This window comes from Lentimicrobium sp. L6 (assembly GCF_013166655.1).
GTDB lineage: Bacteria > Bacteroidota > Bacteroidia > Bacteroidales > UBA12170 > UBA12170.
This window is the reverse complement of sequence record NZ_JABKCA010000027.1, coordinates 1-22,645: the sequence shown is the minus strand read 5'-3', so window position 1 is coordinate 22,645 and position 22,645 is coordinate 1. Positions and strand designations below refer to the sequence as shown.

The window sequence follows — 22,645 nt, the reverse complement described above, 5'->3', positions numbered from 1 at the left end:
AAAGATTATTTCTTAACCACTTTCATTGTAGTGTTTCCGTTTTCAGTTTGAACACTTACAAAGTAAATACCTGCAACAAAGTCAGACATATCAATAACTCTTTCATAAGTATCAGCTTTAGCTGTAGCAATCTGACGATATACTTCTTTACCATAGCTGGTGAAAACCATATAGGTGAATTCTTCACCACTAGTTAAACCATCAACGTTTAAAGTAAAGATATCATTAGTCGGGTTAGGGTAGATAGAGAGTTTGTTTGAAGCTTCTAAATCATTAATACCTACGGTTTGGATAGTTAATAGCATACTGTCATCTTTCTCAGCAACGCAAGGTTCAGTAACTGCTGTTGTAAGAGTTAAGGTAGCATAGCCATTAGCTAGATCTGTTTCACCAGGAGTATAGATAGGAGTCATGATACCAGCATCGCTGAAGGTTCCATCACCACTTGTTGTCCATTCGATGGTTCCTATTGTCGTTCCAGAACCTTCACATGTGAAAGATTCAGTATCCCAAATTGTAGCATCAGAACCAGCATTTGCAGTAGGAACAATGCTTAATACCATGTCATCACTTGAAGTTGTAACACCATCAAAACCAGTAGCAGTAAGAGTTAATGTACATCCTCCGTTTGCTACATCTTGGTTTCCTCTAATATAAGTAACTTCAAAACCATTTGCAGGAGAGAAGAAACCATCACCATCAGTAGTCCATTCCATAGTTAAAATACCAGAACCAGACGCACTTGTCATAAATTGGTCATTTGTGCAGATATAAGCGTCTTCGCCAGCATTAACACTTGGCCCAGATATTCCACCTAAATCATAAGAAGAAATCCATGTTCTCCAACCATTATACTCTGTAGTAAACCAGAATGTAGTATCATCAGCAGGGTCAACGTTAAGACAAGAATAATCTCCCCATCTTTCGAAATTACTTTGAGAAGTGGTTCCAGTTTTAAGTTCAACTTCTTGTATAGTCATTTCTCCTAGTGGATCAGCAGCTAAACGACCGGTATATCTAATAGAAGGGTGAACATCAGTATTATTAGCAACAGAATAAGCAATGGAGATATCTCCTCTACCATTAATTGCTGCAGAGCCCATCCAACGATAAACATCACTATCTGGAGCGTAAGTACCTTCTTGGTATAAAGTCCAGTTTCCACCGTCGTCGTCTTTTCTAAATTCATACCATCTTACACCACATTTTCCGTTGGCATGAACAGTATGGTTGGTTACCATGGAAGCATAAGTATCAAATTTTCTATATGCTAAACGATTCATAATCATTCCGGCAAGAGAATTAAGTCCTTGACCATTAGGCTGAGGAATATTTTGATTGTACTCACTAAAATATGTAGGTACTAAAGTAACCATGAGGTTAAGATAAGAGTTAGAGGTATTTTCCCAATCAGTATGAAAACCATATAATTGGATTGTTTTTGCATTAGTAATAAACATAACTGGACAGTCGTCAGTTTCTAAAGGTAGAGCTTCGCCATCGATATCGGCTGGCATAGTTGAATAGAATCCATTTTTATGAAATGAAATCATTTCAGCATCAGGATCTCCTACTAGCATTTTGTCTCTATCAACAACAGTGATTCTAGAACCCGTGTGACTTCCATTCTGGAACATATTATAAGTAGCATAATAACCATCTCTCCAAACTCCAAGTTTTGGATAGTCATTCATGGTAGTTCCAAAAGAGAAAGCATATAAATGATAAGCTCCAAGAGGATCACTAGTTTCTGAAATAGCGAATAATTCATAATTATTTCCTGAATTAGGAACATAAAATTGAGTAATCATCCATCTTCCAGCATCCTCATCCCATAATACAATAGGGTCACCGTGGTTGGCACCTTGCCAAGGGCCAGGTAGACTCTGCCAAAGTGTACTTAAATTTAATGGGCCTAAAACCTTAGTACCATCTTTAGTGTACACGTTATATTTTGAATTTACTACCTGAATGAAATGTTCATCACTCACATCGCCATCGGTATCAGGGGGGTAAGAGCCAGTTGGGCCTTGACCATTAAATCCAACACCAGGACCGCGGCTTATTCTTTGTCCCATTTTTGATTGTACATTCTCAGTTTCTCTAGAGAAATCTGTATCAGGCCATTTAACAACATCAAGCTTATTCTTATTTTCCTTTTCAACAGGAATAGCATCAATTTTATCAGGGCTTAATCTAGCTGCTAATTCAGATAATGGCTCTGATTTAGCATAGCCAACATTTTTGGCAACCTCAAAGGGTTTAGTCTCATCTACTTGTGCAAGAACAAAAAAAGGACTTACCGCAAATAGTAACAGAAATAATAAATTACGATTCATAGTATGTTTAATTAAATTAATTTTATCTATTTGTTATTCATTCTAAAACAGCTTAGGAGACTAGCTCTAAATAACTATTTTTAGGTGGCAATAATACAAAAAAATATGCCCTAAATAAAGGGATTTTATTTTTAAGTAATATGCTGAATACTATTTTCTTTGCTGTTGTGCAATAGGAAAATAATGCTCATATTGATTCATTCAAAATAATTGTGAAATGGGAGATTTACTTTCTAGACCAGCATTTAACTAAAATAGTTGCCTCTGAGCACTGAAAAACATATACCTTTGCATGAAACAAAAACAAGATTATGACTATTTCAGAGTTTATAGAAGAACTAAAGGGTTTAGCATCTGAAAGCTTGAGGAAAGAATATATAAAGAATGGAGGAAGTGAGAAAGTAATAGGTCTTAAATATACTTATTTACAACATTATAAAAAAGAGTTAGGGAAAAATCATAAATATGCCCTTAAACTTTGGGATACTCAAATTCCAGAGGTTCAGATATTGGCTACCATGTTGGCAGAAGAAGAGAAGCTTACAGGTGAATTATTGGAAAAATGGAATACAGATATTGATTTCTACCTTTTAAGCGATGCTTTCATTGGGAATATTCTGGCCCCATTTAAAGGTAGTTTGCAATTGGCTAATAAATGGATTCATAGTAGTGATGAATATACGCTTCGACATGCTTATTCCATCATATTCATGTTAGCTAAAGAAAATGGATTTATGAAGGATGAAGTCTTTAGCAAATATTTAGACAAGATAGGGGAGGATATTGAGAACGCTCCCAATAGAGCCAAAGAAACCATGCTTTATAGTATTTTAAACATTGGAAGAAGGAGTAAGAAGTTAAATGAGTTGGCCATCGCATTGATGATGAAATTAGGAGGAAGTGTTGCTGTTGATCATGGTTCTACAGGAGGAATTACACCAAATGTTCTAGATATTCTAAAGATTGTAAAAAAAACGGAAGGGTTTATCTTTTTTGCTCCAGGAGATATGCTTAAGACTTAAAAATTAAAATTAAAAACTCCTAAAAATTGTTAATCAAAATCTTAACTTTGACTCTAAATTAAACATTCTAAGGGATATAGTTTTTGTAGTTGCTTATTTAGGTATTTCATTTCTTGTTTTCTTAAGTGGGATTCTTTAAATTTGTAAGCAGAATATAATATTTAATAAAAAAATAAACTGATGAAAATTAACAAGTACGAAGACATTTCTCAGATTGAAAGAGAAGCTAAAAAAGATTATATCGATAGACATTCTGCTTTTGTTTATTGTGATGACAAAGCTGTTGTTGGCGAAAAATTTAAAGTAAAGGTTAAAGTTGGTGATGAGTATAAACATCCAGATGATTTTGATCATTATATCCAGTATGTTCAATTATGGAATAAAGAAACTCAGTTAGCTCAGGCCACTTTTACTGCTGGAGCGCAAGGTTCTGCCCCTTCAAATTTAGAGGTGGATTTCTATATTGTTCCTCAAAAAGGAATGAAGTTAATTGCTCATGCTTACTGTACAAAACACGGTTTATGGCAAAGTGATGAAGTAGAAGTTACTGTAGAATAGTTGTTTTATTGAAAAATATATCAGGGTTATCCATTTCGGGTAACCCTTTTTTTTTATGGTTTTTAGTGACTTAGCTCTTGGCCATCATTACTTAAAAAGAATGAGTATAAACTAGTGTTTATAGTAGTTTCACTGTAGTTTAAACCTATTTTCGCCAGCTGAAAAAATGACTAAAAATTATAGTATGAATAATGGAAAATTGGCTAACCCAGCAGTGATTGGTTTAGCAGGCTTTGGTTTAACTACACTTTTGTTACAATTGCATAATATTGGACTATGTGGTCTAGGGCCAGTGGTAGCCATGGGATTTGTTTTTGGTGGTCTAGCTCAAATGATAGCTGGTTTTATGGAACAGAAAATGGGAAACAACTTTGGGTATGTAGCATTTGTTAGTTTCGGTGCTTTCTGGATTGGTTTAGGTTTTATTTGGATGTCAAACCATTTTGGTGTCTATGCTTCATCTACTACTGATGTAGGTTATTATTTGGTAGTTTGGACTTTATTGGTGGCGATTTTATGGGTTGCCTCTTGGTTTGTCCATTTTGCAATGGCCTTTACTTTTACATTGCTCCTCATAGGGTTCGTTCTTTTAGATCTAGGGCACTTTGGCTTGCCAATATTGAATGTTGTAGCGGGTTACGAATTGATACTTTGTGCTCTAGGTGCTTGGTATATGATGGCGGCAATTGTTATTAATGATGTTGCTGGAAAAGAAATTTTAAAAACTGGTAAACCTTGGATTAATCTTAAATAATTCATGTTGTAAAATACAAAAGAGGAGGGTTTCATTTACGAAACCCTCCTCTTTTTGTTTATTGATAGATTTATGTTATTCCACAATAATTTTATCTTGAATGCTTAATTCTTCATTACTAATTTTCATTAAGTAGACACCAGTAGAAACACCTTCGAGCTTGATTCTAAATTCTTCAGCTTTAGTGATGTCTGTTTTGGCAAGGAAGAATACTTGTTGACCTAATTGATCATAAATTTCAATCTGTGCATCTTTCATATTTTGAATAAGATTGATAGAAAATTCACCATTACTTGGGTTAGGGAAAATGCTTAATAAATTCTCATTTATTTGTGTATTGTCAATTCCAGCATAAAAATCTATCATGATATCATCAATATAAAGATAATTACCCCTCATATTATAAGATTCAAAGGCAATTTTCACATTATTCATTCCTCCATACTCGCTAATGTCGATAGAGTAACATTCGCTACCCCAACCTGAACCACACCAATCTGTACTTTCAGCTGGAACAAAGGCATCGGTAGTTAATTCATGAGTGGCGAATGTGCCATTTCCATCTTCTCCTTTTTCAAATATTCTTGTCCAATTTTCACCACAATCTGTAGAAATTAAAACAATAAGTGAGTCGGTATAAGCAGAATAATATTGTGTATAGGCATGTTTGAAAGTAATATCTATAAAGTTTGCTGGTAATGAAAGAGCAGGGGTAATTAATCTATCTCTGGCTCCAAAGTTTACATAATCATGGAAATTGATTCCCATCGCTTTGGAACCTTCTGTTCCTGCTACATTATAATCTTTCCAAGTGATACCGTCATCTTCATTTTCAATAATCCAACCTCTAGATAGAGGGTCTTCTCCTTCGAAATCTTCAAAGAAAGGAATAGCAGAGCCTCCTGACTGAATATAGGCAAGTTCAGTGCTTGTAGAACTCCCATTACTATTAAGTACTTCTAAACTTACATCGTAAGAACCATTAGCTGTAAATTCTAATTTAGGATTTTGAGAATTGGCATCGGTACCTTCTAAGAAATTAACAGATGAAGGATTAAAAGTCCAAGTCCAAGCTGTAGGGCAATATAGTGACTCATCAGTAAATTCCACGATCATATCATCACCTTCGCAAAAACCTTGTTGACTGGCTGAAAAATGAACTTCAGGAGTTAATCCTGCTACTACTGAGATATAGTTTTCCTCGGTAATGCTTTCGCTTCCATTTACATTTGTTACTTCAAGTGTTACATCAAATTCTCCATTGTTTTCATAAGCTACAATAGGATTTTGTTCTGTAGAAGTAGCTGGTGTTCCTCCCTCGAATGTCCAGTTCCAAGAAGTTGGAACTCCAATAGATAAGTCTGAGAATTGAACAGTACAACCAGAAGGAATGTTTGTTTGGTCAGCGCTGAAATTAGCAGTTAAAACGCCTTGGAACATTGGGGTTTCCCAAAGCCCACGGCCATAAGTACTGGCTCTGAGTAGGTCTTGAGAAGGGTTGGCGGCATCATAATAAATTTCTAATTCTGTAATTCTAGAAGATAATGGGAAACCATCATTATAAAGCACCCAATCATCTAGGTTTGAATCCTTGTAATAGATACCAGCATTGGCTCCAACATATAAACCATCACCACTATTCTTGTAAAATACAATACTATTCATAGCTATGCTTGGTAAGCTACCAGAAATATCTGTCCAAGTTTCGCAAAGATTGTTAGAATAATAAATCCCGTTTCCTCTAGCCATATATACATCATCCTCATTATTTGGATTTGTAGCAATAGATCTAATATCACCACTTCCTGGCATATTGGTTACAATGTTCCAAGTAGGGGCTTCATCGTTAGCATTAAGGGTCATATACATGGAGCTTCCTTTTCCTACCCAAAGGATATCAGGATTGGCGTCACTTTGTTCGAGCATACTACAATTAGAACCACTAAAGTCAGTGATTTTTGTCCACTGAACTTGGCTGGTAGAATTTGCTTTTACATTATTAGTTCTCCAAACACCCTTCATACCAACAAACATAGTATTGGCATCGGCATAAGAAATAAGAAATGGTGTTACCCAAGCTCCTTCTTCGCTAATTCCACCTACAATATTACCTTGATTTTGACTATTGTTCTTAATTCTATCAATAGCACCATAATAATACTCACCATAAGAATAAGTTGGATCAACTGGGTCGATGGCACAATCCATACCATCGCCACCCATTACTGTCTTCCAACCATCAGACGTGAAAGTTGCTGTTCCATTATCTTGGTAGCCATTGATCACTAAATCTTTAACAGTAGCACTAGAGCCTATCTTGTAAATTTGAGAAATAGCTAAACCACTACTAATTTGAGGCCAAGAATCACCTTGGTTATCTGTATAATAAAGTCCACCATCATTACCATTATAAAGTCTGTTGTTTAATGGGTTGATTTCATAAACGTGCATGTCGGCATGAACAGAAGGAACACCACATCCACCATACCAATGTGAATTGATAGACCAGTTACTTCCACTATTACTAGAAACCCACGTATTTACTCCACCAACATAAACAAAGTTCTCATCGTTAGGGTCAATAGCAATATCCATATCATACCAACCTTGACCATTACTACCAGAACCATCGCAGCTGTAATCAAAAATATTTGGACTTGTAGATTTTACGGTCCAGCTATCTCCAGCGTCGTCTGATTTACTTGTACTTCCATAAACACTTCCACTAGAAAGCAATACGTAAACTACTTCTGGATTGGCAGGAGTAACAGCAATGGCTCCTCTACTTCCACCAGGAAGTCCACTACTACTATTTGTAAAGCTATCACCATTATCGGTACTTTTATAAAAATTATTTGATGAAATGGTATAAACCACAGAAGAATTGTCTGGTTTAAAAAGGATATCTTTAAAATTACCACTTTGGCTTTGTGTCCAAGTAGCTCCCATATCACTAGATTTATAAACACCACCATCAGTTGCAGCCAAGATAATGTCCGAATCATTAGGATCTTGAATCATTCTTCCAACAGTACGATTACCCATACCATCGTTTGAAACGGTCCAAGTTTCTCCTCCATCAGTAGATTTGAAAACCCCCATGCCATTAGAATCGCCAGCGTCTCTATCACCAGTTCCAATAAGAATAATATCGGCATTGTCATGGTTGATGATAATGCTTGATACACCTAACGTGGGTTGGTCATCGGTTAAAACTTCCCATGTGCTTCCACCATCTGCAGTTTTCCATAAACCTCCTTGAGGAGCGCCTATGAAAACAATATCTGCATCAGTTGGGTGAAAAGCTATAGCATTTACTCGTCCCATTCCATTGGGTTGTCCAGTACCTGTATTTATAGGTAGATTTATTGGGCCGATATTAGTCCAGTTAGCATCGGATTTTACTGTTCTTTGGCTTTTGAAATTATTTACTCTTTTATAAACTTGATCTGCAGGAATTCTATTGCCATTCTCATCAATCTGAAATTGCATCATGTATTCCCAGCGCTTAAAAACTTTCCAACCAGAGCTTTTTGCAGGAGATTTACCTGCCCAATAAGCATTGAATTCTGCTTGAACATCATAAAAATTAGCACTTTCATCACTCATCATCTGAACCCATTTAGGAAATTCATCCTTTTGGTTTTGTGCCGAGATAAACTGGATAGAAAGCAAAATAGCCAAAAGGCTTAGAGTAATTTTTCTCATCTTTAAATAATTAATTATTGATTTTGTAGTATGTAACTTGATAAGTTTGCTAAAATAGTACTTTTTATCATTCTTTATAAATCAGTGATTTACCTGATATTATGATTTGTAGACCAGAAAGTAGAATAAAAATTGTCTATGAAGTCAATTTTTATTTTTAACAATAAAGAATAATGTAATTTTGTATATCAAATAATACGAATGAAAATCGTTTCAATATTAAAAAATCTTGGACCAGGGCTTTTATATGCTGGCGCTGCCGTGGGAGTTTCTCATTTAGTGCAAAGCACAAGAGCAGGTGCTAGTTATGGTTTTGGTTTAATTGGAGTATTATTATTGGCTAATATACTCAAGTATCCGTTTTTCGAATTTGCACCAAGATATGCAGCAAGTACAGGGAAAAGTCTAGTGCATGGCTATAAAAAAATAGGAAAATGGGCTTTGGTTTTATATGCTTTGTTTACCTTATCTACCATGTTTGTCATAACAGTAGCTGTAAGTATGGTGACTGCTGGGTTATTGGGTGGTTTGACTGGTTTATCTGCTGATATTAAGTGGATGACAATGGGGATAATGGTTTTAATTATGGTTTTTCTAATTATCGGAAAATTTCGGATTTTAGAAAAGGGTATGAAATATATTATCCTAGTTTTAACAGTTAGTACCATTTTTGCAATAGCTTTCTCATTTAAATCTGAATTGGCTGGGATCTATCATTTTGATTGGACCAATGCCTTTGATATTGCTTTCTTGATAGCTTTTGTTGGTTGGATGCCAGCACCTATTGATATATCTGTTTGGCACTCAACATGGACAGAGGCAAAATATGAGGAAGGTAATGAAAAACCCAATATGAGAGCTGTCATTAGAGATTTCAATATTGGGTATATAGGAACTGCATTTTTAGCTATTGGTTTCTTAGCATTAGGAGCTTTTGTAATGTATGGGAGTGGTCAAGAGTTTTCTGATAAAGGAGTTGCATTTGCTGGGCAATTGGTGAACATGTATACTGCCAGTTTAGGTCATTGGGCTTATTATGTTATAGGAGTAGCTGCTTTCACCACTATGCTTTCAACTTCAATTACTGTTTTAGATGCTTACCCTCGTGTGCTCGAACCAACTTTTAGCTTACTTTTGCCCTCCAAAAAACTTAATAATACGTCTCAAAATAAAAACTATCTTATTTGGATGGTGGTTTTGGTTTTGGGTTCTTGGGGTCTGATGATTTGGTTTGGCAAGAGTATGAAGTTTATGGTAGACTTGGCCACCACCATTTCTTTTGTGACAGCTCCACTATTAGCCATCCTCAATTATTGGGCTATGATGTCTATTGATAAAGACGACCAAGCTCCCAAGTGGCTTAAAATTTATGCTTGGGTGGGAATGATATTCTTAAGTTTATTTAGTGTGTTTTATATGATTTGGAAATACTTATAGTATGTTAGAAAATATTGAATTTCATAAAATTATCAGCCAAACTATTATGATTACCACCTTTGTGATGGTCATGATGATGGTGATAGAATATATGAATGTAAAAACTAGAGGAGACTGGGCGCATCGCTTGAAGGAATCTCCTTTCCTTCAGATCATCTTTGCGGCGGTGTTAGGAATTGTTCCTGGTTGCTTGGGGGCTTATACCATTGTTTCGCTCTATGCACATGAAGTCATTCGGTTTGCAGCATTGGTGACAGCCATGATAGCTACTTCTGGAGATGAAGCTTTTGTAATGTTTTCATTAATTCCGGAGTATGCGCTTCTAATTAATTTAATTGTGATGGCGATTGCCATTGCTGTTGGAGTTTTATTGATGTATTTTGGAAAGCGATTTGAGTTTTTCTGTGTTCCTCCTGGACACATGGAAGTCCACCAACATGAAGTAGATGCCCATCCTCAGTCAGCTACATCCATTATTCAGAATTTAAAGAATATCACTTTTATCAGGGCTATATTAATTTTCGGAGTAGTTTCCTTTTTGATTGGAATGGCCACTGGCGTTTTTCACCATGAGCATTTTGATATTTCAACTCTTGATGGAGCCCAACCTCAGCATATTCACGACCACGATCACGAGCATGGCCACGAATCTTTTACAATCGACTGGATTATGCTTACTTATGTGATTGTAATGATAACGGCTTTATATATTTTCTTAACTTCCTCCGATCACTTTTTGGAGGATCACCTTTGGGGTCATGTGATCAAAAAACACTTTTTAAAGATTTTAGGCTGGTCTTTTGGTGCCATGATTTTAATTGCCTTTTTAGGACAGTTTTATGAGCTTAACGAGTGGATAACTGATAATATTTGGATGGTATTGCTGCTTGCAGTTCTAATTGGAATTATTCCGGAATCTGGCCCACACTTGGTATTTGTTATTATGTTTTTCCAAGGCTTAATTCCATTTAGTGTATTATTGGCTAGCTCCATTGTTCAAGACGGACATGGTGCCTTACCATTACTAGCAGAATCCAGAAAAAGCTTTTTCACCATGAAGGCAATAAATGTAGCTGTGGGATTATTGGCGGGTGCTATTGGCCTTTGGGCTGGGTTTTAAATATGTATTGGAGTTATAAACTAAAAGTTCAAAGTTTAGATGTTCAAGGTTCAAGGTTCAAGGTTCAAGGTTCAAGGTTCAAGGTTCAAGGTTGTGTGCTACTGAAAGAATTGTTTTTCATATCGAGATGAAGTAAGAACGAGCTGGAGAACTGGTGAAAGTGAGACTTGGAGACTTGAGGAATTGTAAGGAATGGTAAACGATTGAGGAGGAGATCTGGGGTGGTGGCGAACATTCTAATACACGAAATCTTGTCTTATTATAAAATCTAATCAGCGAAAATCCGTCAAATCAGTGTCATCTGCGTTCTATCTTCTTTTGCAAGCTTAGCGATTTTCCTTTGCCTTTTCTTTGTGTGGAATTATATTATTTCAAATATTAGATACTCAAGGTCAGGTGTTTGCTGCTGATTAATTAGTTGTTTCCTTTAGTATCTTCCAGGAAGATGCAGAAATAATGGGTTCAGATTGATATTCTTTTTTATTGATATATTCTACAATATATTGAGCTCTAGCTTTTAATTCTGGGTGGGTATTTAGCCATGAGAAATGCTTTATAAAATCATCATTGTCTTCTATCTTATAAAAGAAATCGGCAAAAGGATTGGGGTCGATATTCGAATTTATTAAGTAATCAACGCCTTTTAAATCAGCTTCCTTTTCAAGTTTTCTGTCGAATGCTGAGGAGGATAAATGTCTAACTGTTTCTGCTAAAACTTCAGATCCTGAATTTCCTCCAGCCAAAGAAACTAATAAACTCACCCCAACTTCTTTAACCAGTTTTTTCATTATATGATCCAGTTCTATATGTGCGATTTCATGACAGATAACTCCAGCTAGTTCTTCTGGCGAGTCTGTGGAACTCATTAATCCAGTATTGATAATTAAATGATTTCCAGGTAATGCAAAAGCATTTACTTCTTTATTATCGATGATGTGGATTTGAATTTTATCAGAATCTATGTGGTTTTGTTCGGTGATTCTAAAGAAAATTGAATCTATGATTATCAGAGTATTCTCATCTTGAATCTCAATATAATCCTGTAAGATAAAATCATAGAACAGTTCTCCAAGCTCTTCTTCTAAATTTTCCGTCTTTTTTTCTACTTGGAAAAAAGTCATCCAGTTGATTTGATTGATCATAAAAAGACTGACAAAGAATATGATAATTATGAGGAGCCCTTCGGTGAATAATTTGTTCATCATTTAATCTTTATAGGAATGGAGAATCTATTTCTTTGACATTGGAATCCTTAGTGAGCCAATCACATAGATTTCCATAAAAATACCAATTCACATGCAGTCCTTTTCGGGTTTGAATAGCGGTATACACCGTTGCAATAAACTCGGCTATATTATAAATAAGCGCATTTATAATATAGGATATATAAAAGTTGGTAATAATTTCGCTTTCGAAGAGAATAGCGATGGTCCACCAAAAAGCAACAGTATTTATGAAGAGGAGGGATAATTGCGAAAAGAGTGCTTGTTTGCAGTGCCATCTTACAAAGCCTGTCCCTTTTCTATTGGCAATATAAAAGAAAAGAGTAGCAAATAAGTTAATAATAGGGAAAGGCAGCCCTCCTACTAAAGCTACTAGGGACATCAGATAACTATTGGAAGCTTTCTCAGCTTCATGCTCGCTAGGCTGGTAATGAAATGGTTTAATTTGAATCATAATCCTTTTAGAATATTCCAAATCCAATTGGCCAATACTAATATTATACTTGGAATATAGATGATGGGTTTTTTTAATTGAATTTCAATGTTTTTATAGGCTTTGAAGAAGGTGGTTTTATTGGATACCCAATCCAAAAGGATCCAAAAAGGAGAAATGAGCGTGATAAAAAGTGAAATATAACCTAAAGGATTCCATTGGAGAGCCTGCGAAAATTCACCTTTACAAATGCTCAAAATAGATCTACTGGTACCACAAGAAGGGCAGGGGATATTTGTGCTTTGTTTGATCAAACAGAGGCCAACTTTATCAGAGGGCAAATAGGTTTGAAGTCCAAGCCAAATATATCCTGCCATGCAAGCGCCTAAAACAATAATATAAAATTTTGTAGGCTTCAATAGATTAGCGCATCACTTGTGCTAATATTTCTATGTTTTTTTCTCTGGTTGCCCCCATAATCAAAAACCAGTCAATAATGGCCCATATACCCAAGCCACCACAAGTCAATAGTTTACCTATGCCTAAGCCTGTATCACCAATAAAGAACCTGTCAATACCTAATGAACCACCCAATAAGGAGATGATTAAGGCAATAGTTGGATCTTTAAACTGAAGCGTTTGAATAAATCCCCATTTTGATTCATCCATTTCAAGCATTTTTTCACGAATTTGAACAACTCTATGACTTTCAAAGAATTTGTTGTTGCTAATGATAAACATGTCTACTTTTTGAGCATCCATAATATTGATTTTGATTGTTGATTTTCCTACTCTTCTGGCTTTTCGGATACTCCCCGTTTAATTATGGTTTCTGGACTCCATAAGATAGTTTGTTTTGATATAAATCATACTGTGAAATCAAAAACAGCTCAAATTTAAGAAAAAATACTATATATCAAAGATGTTATAAGTTTGAGAAACCAGTTTGTAAAGAAGGAAAAACGAAAATTGTATCTAATACCATCCTTAAAAAGATAGAATAGAAGTAATCTCTAAAATAGGTCTGTTTGCGCAGATTTCCTATTCAGGCATCGAAACAGCTTAAAGAAAAGGAAGTCATACCTTATGAAAATCGAAACCCATACAATGAACATTTAATCCAAATTTTTAATCTTCAATGTCTAATTCTGGCATTAAAAAGCTGGTCTAGATTTAATGAGATTGCTTTACTTTATTCGCAATGACCTTATTTCAATTGAATTTATAGCTTTAAAATCTTCTTCGAAGTGAGCTATTCAAGAAACTAGGAAGAATTAAACTCTTAAATAAGATTCATATGCCGAATCAATAGAATAAGCCAATATTTCTAAAATAATGGCTTTGCTTTTCAATCAAAATATCCTCAACATTTAAATTAAGTTAAAAACCACCGAAGGTTTGATAAATAATTAAGTGATACCCCTTTTAGAAGTCCTTTTATTCCCAAAATAATCTGATATTTGCGGGTTAAATAGAAATGATGATACAAACTAGAAATATCAAGAAGTCATACGGAGATCTACAAGTACTGAAAGGTATCGATTTTCAAGTGAATTCCTCCGAAGTCTTAGGGATTACTGGTGCTTCTGGTGCTGGTAAAACCACACTATTACAAATATTGGGGACTTTGGATAAACCTTCTGAAGGGGAGGTTTTGATTGATGGTGTTTCTGTCTTCGATTTGAAGGAGCAAAAGCTAGCGGATTTCAGAAATCAGAATATTGGCTTTGTATTTCAATTTCATCATTTATTACCTGAGTTTAATTGTTTAGAGAATGTTTGTATGCCTGGTTTTATTGGCAAACGAGATTTTCGAGAAGTAGAGAGAGAAGCAAAGAAGCTTCTAGAGTTTTTGAAAATGGATCACCGCTTAACGCATCAACCTTCTGAGTTATCGGGAGGGGAGCAACAAAGAGTGGCCATTGCAAGGGCTTTAATCAATCAGCCGAAAGTGGTTTTTGCCGATGAGCCTTCTGGAAACCTCGATAGAACCAATACCGAAGAACTACATCGCTTGTTTTTCCAACTCCGCGATGAGTTTGGACAAACCTTTATAATGGTGACCCATGATGAACATTTGGCATCGCTTTGCGATCGTACGGTACACCTGGTTGATGGTCAAATACAATAAGCAATAAAGCAAGGGACGAAACGTTATATTTTGATAATCTTTTAAGAATATGTTTAATGATGACAACAGATTGCTCACAATTTTAAGTCTAAGTTTAAACTAGTTCTAAAGCCTGAAAATACTTTTATGAATAGTAAGAATACAAAAAACATCATCAGCCTATTGGCCTTTTTTATCCTTTTCACTGGTTCAATTTGGGCCCAAGAGGTTAAGGATTATGCATCGGTGATAAAATCGGCAGATGAATACTACCAAAACAAGGATTACTATAATGCTAAAGCTACCTACCAATTAGCTGCAAAACTCAATCCGGAGGAGGCTTATCCTAATGAAAAAGTTCAGGAAATCATCAACCTCCTTAAAGCAGAAATGGCCGTAAGAGGTGAATATGATGAATATATAGAAACTGCCGATGAAGCTTTTGATGTAAAAGACTATGAAACGGCCATCGTCAATTATGAAAAAGCTCTTGCGCTTATTGCCTACGAAGCACATCCGAAATCAAGATTAGAGGAGTCTCAAACATTATTAGAGGCGGCTAATTTGAAGAATTCGGTTTACGAACAAGCTATAAAAACCGCCGATGAGCATTTTGTAAAACAGGAATACGAGCAGGCCATTAGTTTCTATCGCGATGCTGCTAATGTTGATGCCGCTCAGAAATATCCCAATGATCAGATTATCAAGATTGCCAATATACTCCAAAACCAAGATTCCAATAGACAGAAATACGAGCAAGCCATCCTCAAGGCTGACCAACAGCTCAATTATCAAAAATTTTCTGAAGCATTAAGCCAGTATGAATTAGCATTGGAAACAAAACCTGGAGATGAATATGCTATAGCTCAAATTGCTAAAATGAAGGTCTTCATTGAGAAAGAAAAAGAATATGACCAAATTACTGCTGTTGCTGATAAATTATATGTGGACAAGGATTTGGCCGCTGCTAAGTCAGAGTATCAAAAAGCTATTGCCCTTCTCCCTGAGAAAACCTATGCCGCCAACATGTTGACAAAGATTAATTCTGGATTAGATAAAGAACAAGCCAAAGCTGATAAGTTGGAAACAGACTATGCCAAAGCTATTGCTGATGGTGATCAGCTTTTTAAAGATAAGAAATATCAATCTGCGTTTTCTAGGTATTCCAAGGCTGTTGAATTGAAACCAGATGAGCAATACCCGAAAGATCAGTTATTAGAAATTGACATCCTTTTAGCAACGGGATATATCGAAATTTCCTGTTTTGTTCATGAAAATGACAATGGATTATTTGATGCTCGAATTCAGCTAATAGAAGGAGGTAGTGTAAAAGAAACTGCCGAAATTGGAACAAATGGAAGACACAAATTCAAATTGAATTTAAACTCCAACTATCAAATTAAGTTCTATAAATCCAATTATGTGCAGAAGATATTTGATGTCAATACTGCCCTGCCTCGCGATGTAAATCACAATACTATCTTTGAATATGATTTAGTGGTGGAATTATTCCCCGATTGTTCTGTAGACCTTTCTATTCTTGATAGGCCATTAACTGAAATTACTTATCATAAGAACAAAGGCAATTTCTATATTGATGAGCAAAGGGCTCAATTGGTGATAGATAGAGTGAATGAGTTAAAGGAAGAATGTAAAGAGGTTAGAGCCCAACAAGCCAATAGAGAAGAATACGATAAAATAATAGCCAAAGCCGATAGAAGTTTTGAGCAGAAGTCTTATGAAAAGGCCATTGAATCCTATACCGAAGCTTCATTATTAATTGCAGATGAACAATATCCAAAAGATAAACTAGCTGAAATCCAGTCTGTTTTAGAAGCTGCAGATAAATACCAAGCCTTAATCATGGCAGGGGATGCCAAGTACCAAGCCAAGGATTATGAGAATGCCCTTTACGATTATTATGCAGCCAAAAACCTGAAGCCAAACGAAGTCTATCCTCAAGAAAAAATTGATGAGATTGATGCTTTAATCAATGCGCAAAAAGAACTGGATGCAAGCTATTTAGCTGCCTTGAAGATAGCTGATGATTTATATGCTGTTGACAGTTTATCTCCTGCGCTATTAGCCTATCAGCAAACCTTAGAGATAAAATCGGAGGAGGTTTATCCAAAATCACGTATCAGTGAAATTGAAAGAAGACTTGGTGCTCAAAAGGAATTGGATAAGAAGTACGAGGATGCCATTGCCAATGCCGATAAGTTATTCGAGCAAGAAAAGCTTAGTGATGCCAAATCAGCATACCTCATTGCTTCTCAAATTAAGTCTGAAGAAATGTATCCTAAATATAAAATTGAGGACATCAATACCATAGAAGAGCAAAGAAGAATAAGAGCTATGGATGGTAACTACGCTGACCTTATTGCTCAAGCCGATGCTAAATTTGAAGCTCTAGAATATCAAGCCGCACTTGGAATTTATGCAAGTGCTAGTGAATTAAAGCCTAAAGAAAACTATCCTCCTGCACAAATAGAAATCATCAATGGTTTATTGGTCAAATTAGCTGCAGATGCCGAAAAATATGATGAGCTAATCGCACAGGCAGATGTAGAATTTCAGGCTAAGGAATATGCACCCTCTTTTGATAATTATAAATTAGCCTCTCAGCTGAAAACAGAGGAGGCTTATCCTAAAGATCAAATGGCCATTATTGAGGGAATCATGAAAGATTTCGCCGATTTAGAATTAGCTTACCAAGAAGAAATCAAATTTGGTGACGAACAATTTACAGCAAGTGCTTGGTCTTTAGCCTTAGGCCATTTTCAAAAAGCTTCAGAATTAAAGCCAAGTGAAGAATATCCTAAGACTAAAATAGCAGAAATAAATGCTTTATTACAAGGAATGGCAGATAAAGATGCATCCTATGCTGCTGCCATAGCTGAAGGTGATTCTAAATTTGATAACAGAGATTGGGCTCATGCCTTAACTTCTTATCAAACAGCTTCAGGATTGAAACCAACGGAACAATATCCAAAAGATAGAATTGCAGAAATCAACCAAAAGATAAAAGACCAAGAAGCCAAACAAGCAGAATATGATGCCATCATTGTGGCAGCAGATGGTCATTTTGGAACTCAGACTTATGAAGAGGCCAAAGCCAAATACCAAGAGGCTTTAGCTATTCTTCCAAACGAAACTTATCCTCAGGAAAAGATTGCAGAGATTGACGGAATCTTAGCCAATAAAGAAGCAGCTTATGCAAAAGCCATTGCAGATGGTGATGCTTCCTTTGAAGCCACAGAATGGACCGCTGCTCTAGCTTCTTATCAAACGGCTTTAGGATTAAAACCAGCAGAACAATATCCCCAAGATAGAATTGCAGAAATCAACCAAAAGATAAAAGACCAAGAAGCCAAACAAGCAGAATATGATGCCATCATAGCGGCAGCTGATGCTTTATTCGGAACTCAAACTTATGAAGATGCCAAAGCCAAATACCAAGAAGCATTGACCATTCTACCTAGCGAAACTTATCCTCAAGAAAAGATTGCAGAGATTGACGGAATCTTAGCCAACAAAGAAGCGGCTTATGCCAAAGCCATTTCCGATGGTGATGCTTCATTTGATGCTAGCGAGTGGACATCAGCTCTAGCTTCTTATCAAACGGCTTTGGGATTAAAACCAGCGGAACAATATCCCCAAGATAGAATTGCAGAAATCAACCAAAAGATAAAAGACCAAGAAGCCAAACAAGCAGAATATGATGCCATCATAGCGGCAGCTGATGCTTTATTCGGAACTCAAACTTATGAAGATGCCAAAGCCAAATACCAAGAAGCATTGACCATTCTACCTAGCGAAACTTATCCTCAAGAAAAGATTGCCGAGATTGATGGAATTCTAGCCAATAAAGAAGCCGCTTATGCCAAAGCTATTGCCGATGGTGATGCTTCCTTTGATGCTACCGAGTGGACATCAGCTTTAGATTCTTATCAAACTGCTTTGGGATTAAAACCCGCAGAACAATATCCACAAGATAGAATTACTGAAATCAACCAGAAGATAAAAGACCAAGCAGCACAACAAGCGGCTTATGATGCACTAATTGTTGAAGCTGATGCCTTATTTGGAACCCAGACTTATTCAGAGTCTAAAGGTAAATACCAAGAAGCTTTAGTGATTTTTGCCAACGAAAGCCATCCTCAGCAGCGTATTGCCGAGATTGATGGTTTATTGCAAGCTATGGCGGATAAAAATGCGGCATATCAAGCTGCCATTACAAAAGCTGATGCTTATTATGACCAAAGTGAATGGGAAATGGCAAGAACCGCTTATGAGGATGCTTTAGAAATCAAAGCTGAGGAGGAATATCCCAAAACTCGTATTGCTGATATTGATGCAAAACTGGAAGCGATAGCTGCTCAGAAGGCTCAATATGATGCCTTAATTGCTAGCGCTGATGAATTGTTTGCAGCCAGTACTTATGTGGATTCTAGAGCCAAGTATCAAGAGGCACTCACTATCTTGTCCAACGAGACTTATCCGACTGAACAAATTGCTAAAATTGATGCCCTCCTCAAGGAAATGGCAGATCAAGATGCACTGTATGCTCAGTTAATTCAATCGGCGGATGCAGCCTTAGCAGAGAAGAGCTATGAAATATCATTAGGGCAATATAAACAAGCTTCTGAAATGAAAACAGAGGAAGCTTATCCTAAAGAGAAGATTGCGGAAATAGAAGCCATCCTATTGCAAATAGCTGAAAATGATAGATTATATTCAGAAGCCATTGCTGCCGCTGACCAAAATAGAGATGCAGAATCTTATAATGCTGCCATCACTAAATATGAGGAAGCATCTGCATTAAAAACAGAGGAGGCTTATCCTAAGGAACAGATTTTAGCCATTCAAAACTTGCTGAAATCACAAGCAGAACAACAAGCGGCTTATGAGGCTGCTATTGCTGCTGCCGATGAAAAATTTGCTATTCAAGAATGGCAAGTGGCTAAAGAAGGATATCAAGAAGCACTTGGAATAAAAGCCAATGAGGTTTATCCTCAAACTCAAATTCAAGAAATTGATAAAAAGTTAACAGAGTTGGCCGAAATGGAAGCGGCCTATGCCAAAGCCATTGCCGATGCAGATGCTTTCTATCAATCCAATAGCTGGCAAGATGCTTTAACAAATTATACTCTTGCATCTCAAATCAAAACGGAGGAGGCCTATCCAAAGGAAAGAATCTCCGAATTAAATAATCTATTAGGTGAGTTAGCTGCTCAGCAAGCACAGTATGATGCTTTAGTAGCTGAGGCAGACCAGTTGTTGGAGTTAAAAGACTATGCGGCATCTATCGATAAATATGAAGCAGCATTGGTTATTAAAGCCAATGAAGCATATCCTCAAACACAATTGAAACTGATAGAAGGGATTTTATTGGAACTAGCTGCCCAGCAAAAGCAGTATGATGCTTTAATCAAAGAAGCCGACAAGCAATTTGTGAAAGAGGAGTGGAGTTTAGCACTTCCTAAATATCAAGAAGCTTTAGTAATAAAAACAGAGGAGGTTTATCCTCAAGAGCAAATCAATATCATTAATGAAAAATTACAAGCCATTGCTGATTTGCAAGCCCAATATGATGCCATTATTTTAGAAGCTGATCAATTGTTTACTGCATTAGATTATGAAACGGCTATCACTAAATATGAGGCTGCATCTATACTTAAAGTGGAGGAAGAATATCCTAAGCAAAAGATGAGCGAGATTAGAGATATTTTAGAGGAACTAGCTAGGAAAAACGCAGAATATGATAAAGTAATTGCTAAAGCTGATGATTTATTGCAGCAAGAATCTTTTGCAAAATCCAAAGAACAATACCAAGAAGCTTCATTGATTTTTACGGATAGAACTTACCCTCAAGAACAGATAGTGAAGATAGATGAATTAGTAGCAAAGCATGAGCAATACCAGGTATTAATAAATACTGCAGACGGTGAGTTTAAAGAGCGTCAATTTGAAGCATCTTTAGGCCATTTTCAAGAAGCTTTAGCAATATTACCTGCTAAGACTTATCCTGCTGAAAAAATCACCGAGATTCAAACGATTTTAGATGCCATGGCCGCCACTAGAGCCGCTTATGATGCTGCAGTTACTCAGGGTGATGCCCAATTGGCTGCTTCTGAACATGAAGCTGCAAAACAAAGTTATCAGTCAGCCTTAGAGCATTTATCAACGGAAGTTTATCCACGACAAAAAATCATGGAAATAGACCAGATTCTACAAGATATTGCCCGCAAAAGAATGGAATTTGATAAAGCTATTGCTGCCGGTGATGCTGCCTTTAAAGAACAAGGTTACGATATGGCCTTAACAAAATATCTGGCTGCATTAGAGATTTTACCAGAGGAATTATATCCACAGCAGAAGATAGAGGAAATCAATGGGATTTTAGCGTTAATGGCTGATCAACAAGCTCGCTTTGAAAGTCTAGTAGCGCAAGGAGACCAAGCATTTGTAGCTGAAGATTACGAAACCTCTATCAGCCTATTTACACAAGCTCAAGCCATTTATGTTCATGAGACCTATCCTCCACAAAAAATAGAGGAGGCCAGAACCGCATTAGCAAAAATCCAAAGAGAAAAAGATGTGGCCTATCAGAAAGCTATAGATAATGGTGATAAGAGTTTTAGATCTAAGAAATGGGATACTGCTAAATTAGCTTATCAGGAAGCTTCAGAAATAAAAACAGAGGAGCTGTATCCTCAAGAGAAGCTAGCAGAAATCAATGCTATTCTAGAGAAAGAACTCTTAGCACAGCAGAAAGAATATGACCGATATATTGCTGATGGAGAACGCTTCTATGGAACCAAGTATTATCAGGAATCTATTTTGAGTTTTGAGAAGGCTTTGACGGTGTTTCCATTCGAGAAATATCCTTCTGAAATGATTGATAAGATTTTTGAGCTCATTAAGAAAAATTCCATGGTCCATATTCTCGATGGAAAAATGACCATCGCCCAAAACCATGAAGAGAAATTTACTTTTGACCCTATTTCTTTTAAAGACAGAAGTGAGAATTATATCCTTCTGGAAGTGAAATTATCTGACCCCGAACAAGCCGTGAAGCTATTTGTGAATTTCGGTAAAGGTGGAAGTCAAAGCGGAGGTTACTCCATTCCACTAAAGAACTCAGATGGCTACCACAGCTATTTTGTCAGCATTGGTAAACAAGTGAAGTGGGTGAATCAAGATAACGATTATATCAGCCTTCTCCCAGAAGGAGGTTCGGTGGAAGTGAAGTTGATTAAGATATCTCGTAATGGGATTTAATAGCCATTGTTTTTTAAAGCGAGTATAATGAAGCTTTAAAATTACTATGCTTAATGCCGATAGAAATATATTAGGCTAAAATCTCATTTAAAACTCCATCAATTTCTCATCGGTATAATAGTATCCCCTAAAATATATTTGAGACCTGGCCTTTGGCTGGGTCTTTTTTTTGATCAATGATAAATAGAACGGTGCGCTGCACCTCTGGTTTTATTTGGGGAATACGGTTTCTATAAACAGGGTCGGTGCTCTTCACCTTAGGCTTCATGTCTGATTTATGCATTTATAAATAGGGTGGTGTTCTGGACCTTGAGTGTGAATATGGTAGAATGATTTATGTCAAATTGAGATTGTTTAATTTTTTCATTAAAACAATGATATTTGAAATTAAAGAAGAATGATTTTTCCGAAGAGAATTTGGTGCAGAACACCAAGCTCTTTATAGAAAACATGTCACATGTTTTCAATTGAGCTACAGCGTAGCGTTCTATTATAATATCTTGAATACCCAATTAACAATAAATTTATATAGGTTTGTAAGGAGCAGATTGTCAGTGTTTAGTGTTGATTGTAATAGCTTGGTTTAAGCAAATCATTTCTAAAAACCTGAGTTCGATTATAAAAACAGAGCTAATTGATCGTCTTTCTCCAAATCAT

The 22,645-nt window shown here is 36.2% G+C and carries 13 protein-coding genes; 7 read left to right on the top strand and 6 right to left on the bottom strand.

Annotation, left to right across the window (positions count from 1 at the left end; all coding sequences use genetic code 11):
* Positions 1-5 precede the first annotated feature (5 nt).
* Positions 6-2,339 (bottom strand): T9SS type A sorting domain-containing protein, encoded by a 2,334-nt coding sequence (locus HNS38_RS08455; protein WP_172280044.1) that lies wholly within the window; start codon positions 2,337-2,339, stop codon positions 6-8.
* 311 nt (positions 2,340-2,650) lie between these two features.
* Here HNS38_RS08455 and HNS38_RS08450 point away from each other — a divergent pair, with 311 nt between their 5' ends.
* From HNS38_RS08450 to HNS38_RS08440, 3 genes are all read left to right on the top strand, one after another.
* The gene (locus HNS38_RS08450) at positions 2,651-3,361 is read left to right on the top strand and encodes a DNA alkylation repair protein (RefSeq protein WP_172280042.1); all 711 of its coding nucleotides are present in this window, start codon (positions 2,651-2,653) and stop codon (positions 3,359-3,361) included.
* A 180-nt stretch (positions 3,362-3,541) separates the two neighbouring features.
* The gene (locus tag HNS38_RS08445) at positions 3,542-3,919 is read left to right on the top strand and encodes a desulfoferrodoxin family protein (RefSeq protein ID WP_216663671.1); all 378 of its coding nucleotides are present in this window, start codon (positions 3,542-3,544) and stop codon (positions 3,917-3,919) included.
* A gap of 184 nt (positions 3,920-4,103) precedes the next feature.
* The gene (locus tag HNS38_RS08440) at positions 4,104-4,673 is read left to right on the top strand and encodes an acetate uptake transporter (RefSeq protein ID WP_172280040.1); all 570 of its coding nucleotides are present in this window, start codon (positions 4,104-4,106) and stop codon (positions 4,671-4,673) included.
* 75 nt (positions 4,674-4,748) lie between these two features.
* Here HNS38_RS08440 and HNS38_RS08435 read toward each other — a convergent pair whose 3' ends face one another.
* Complete coding sequence (locus tag HNS38_RS08435; protein ID WP_172280038.1) at positions 4,749-8,381, bottom strand: PKD domain-containing protein; 3,633 nt, start codon at positions 8,379-8,381, stop codon at positions 4,749-4,751.
* A gap of 201 nt (positions 8,382-8,582) precedes the next feature.
* Between HNS38_RS08435 and HNS38_RS08430 the strand changes: the two genes are divergently transcribed.
* Together HNS38_RS08430 and HNS38_RS08425 are read left to right on the top strand one after the other, a co-directional pair.
* Entirely contained in the window at positions 8,583-9,818 is a 1,236-nt protein-coding gene (locus tag HNS38_RS08430; protein WP_172280036.1) for an Nramp family divalent metal transporter, read from the top strand.
* A gap of 1 nt (position 9,819) precedes the next feature.
* Positions 9,820-10,938, top strand: coding sequence for a putative manganese transporter (locus HNS38_RS08425; protein ID WP_172280034.1), 1,119 nt, complete (start codon positions 9,820-9,822; stop codon positions 10,936-10,938).
* A gap of 410 nt (positions 10,939-11,348) precedes the next feature.
* On the opposite strand, the gene HNS38_RS08420 is transcribed toward HNS38_RS08425, so the two are convergent.
* The 4 genes from HNS38_RS08420 to HNS38_RS08405 are packed head-to-tail and all read right to left on the bottom strand — an operon-like array spanning position 11,349 to position 13,356.
* Positions 11,349-12,143 carry a M48 family metallopeptidase gene (locus tag HNS38_RS08420; protein WP_172280032.1) on the bottom strand — a complete coding sequence of 265 codons (795 nt, stop codon included), beginning with the start codon at positions 12,141-12,143 and terminating at the stop codon, positions 11,349-11,351.
* 7 nt (positions 12,144-12,150) lie between these two features.
* Entirely contained in the window at positions 12,151-12,615 is a 465-nt protein-coding gene (locus HNS38_RS08415) for a DUF4870 domain-containing protein (protein ID WP_172280030.1), read from the bottom strand.
* Positions 12,612-13,013, bottom strand: a complete 402-nt coding sequence (locus HNS38_RS08410) for a DUF2752 domain-containing protein (RefSeq protein WP_216663670.1) — start codon at positions 13,011-13,013, stop codon at positions 12,612-12,614. Before HNS38_RS08410 ends, HNS38_RS08415 begins: the two co-directional genes overlap by 4 nt.
* 4 nt (positions 13,014-13,017) lie before the next feature.
* Positions 13,018-13,356: a TM2 domain-containing protein gene (locus HNS38_RS08405; protein ID WP_172280026.1), complete on the bottom strand. Its 339-nt coding sequence runs from the start codon at positions 13,354-13,356 to the stop codon at positions 13,018-13,020.
* A 718-nt stretch (positions 13,357-14,074) separates the two neighbouring features.
* Between HNS38_RS08405 and HNS38_RS08400 the strand changes: the two genes are divergently transcribed.
* Both HNS38_RS08400 and HNS38_RS08395 read left to right on the top strand, forming a co-directional pair.
* Positions 14,075-14,725, top strand: a complete 651-nt coding sequence (locus HNS38_RS08400) for an ABC transporter ATP-binding protein (protein WP_172280024.1) — start codon at positions 14,075-14,077, stop codon at positions 14,723-14,725.
* Positions 14,726-14,851: 126 nt separating this feature from the next.
* Entirely contained in the window at positions 14,852-21,988 is a 7,137-nt protein-coding gene (locus tag HNS38_RS08395; protein WP_172346289.1) for a hypothetical protein, read from the top strand.
* Positions 21,989-22,645: the final 657 nt, after the last annotated feature.

Bases quoted from the DNA above. Each gene is read 5' to 3' on its own strand.
- HNS38_RS08455 (WP_172280044.1), bottom strand. From the start codon at position 2,339: ATGAATCGTAATTTATTATTTCTGTTACTATTTGCGGTAAGTCCTTTT.
- HNS38_RS08450 (WP_172280042.1), top strand. From the start codon at position 2,651: ATGACTATTTCAGAGTTTATAGAAGAACTAAAGGGTTTAGCATCTGAA.
- HNS38_RS08445 (WP_216663671.1), top strand. From the start codon at position 3,542: ATGAAAATTAACAAGTACGAAGACATTTCTCAGATTGAAAGAGAAGCT.
- HNS38_RS08440 (WP_172280040.1), top strand. From the start codon at position 4,104: ATGAATAATGGAAAATTGGCTAACCCAGCAGTGATTGGTTTAGCAGGC.
- HNS38_RS08435 (WP_172280038.1), bottom strand. From the start codon at position 8,381: ATGAGAAAAATTACTCTAAGCCTTTTGGCTATTTTGCTTTCTATCCAG.
- HNS38_RS08430 (WP_172280036.1), top strand. From the start codon at position 8,583: ATGAAAATCGTTTCAATATTAAAAAATCTTGGACCAGGGCTTTTATAT.
- HNS38_RS08425 (WP_172280034.1), top strand. From the start codon at position 9,820: ATGTTAGAAAATATTGAATTTCATAAAATTATCAGCCAAACTATTATG.
- HNS38_RS08420 (WP_172280032.1), bottom strand. From the start codon at position 12,143: ATGATGAACAAATTATTCACCGAAGGGCTCCTCATAATTATCATATTC.
- HNS38_RS08415 (WP_172280030.1), bottom strand. From the start codon at position 12,615: ATGATTCAAATTAAACCATTTCATTACCAGCCTAGCGAGCATGAAGCT.
- HNS38_RS08405 (WP_172280026.1), bottom strand. From the start codon at position 13,356: ATGGATGCTCAAAAAGTAGACATGTTTATCATTAGCAACAACAAATTC.
- HNS38_RS08400 (WP_172280024.1), top strand. From the start codon at position 14,075: ATGATACAAACTAGAAATATCAAGAAGTCATACGGAGATCTACAAGTA.
- HNS38_RS08395 (WP_172346289.1), top strand. From the start codon at position 14,852: ATGAATAGTAAGAATACAAAAAACATCATCAGCCTATTGGCCTTTTTT.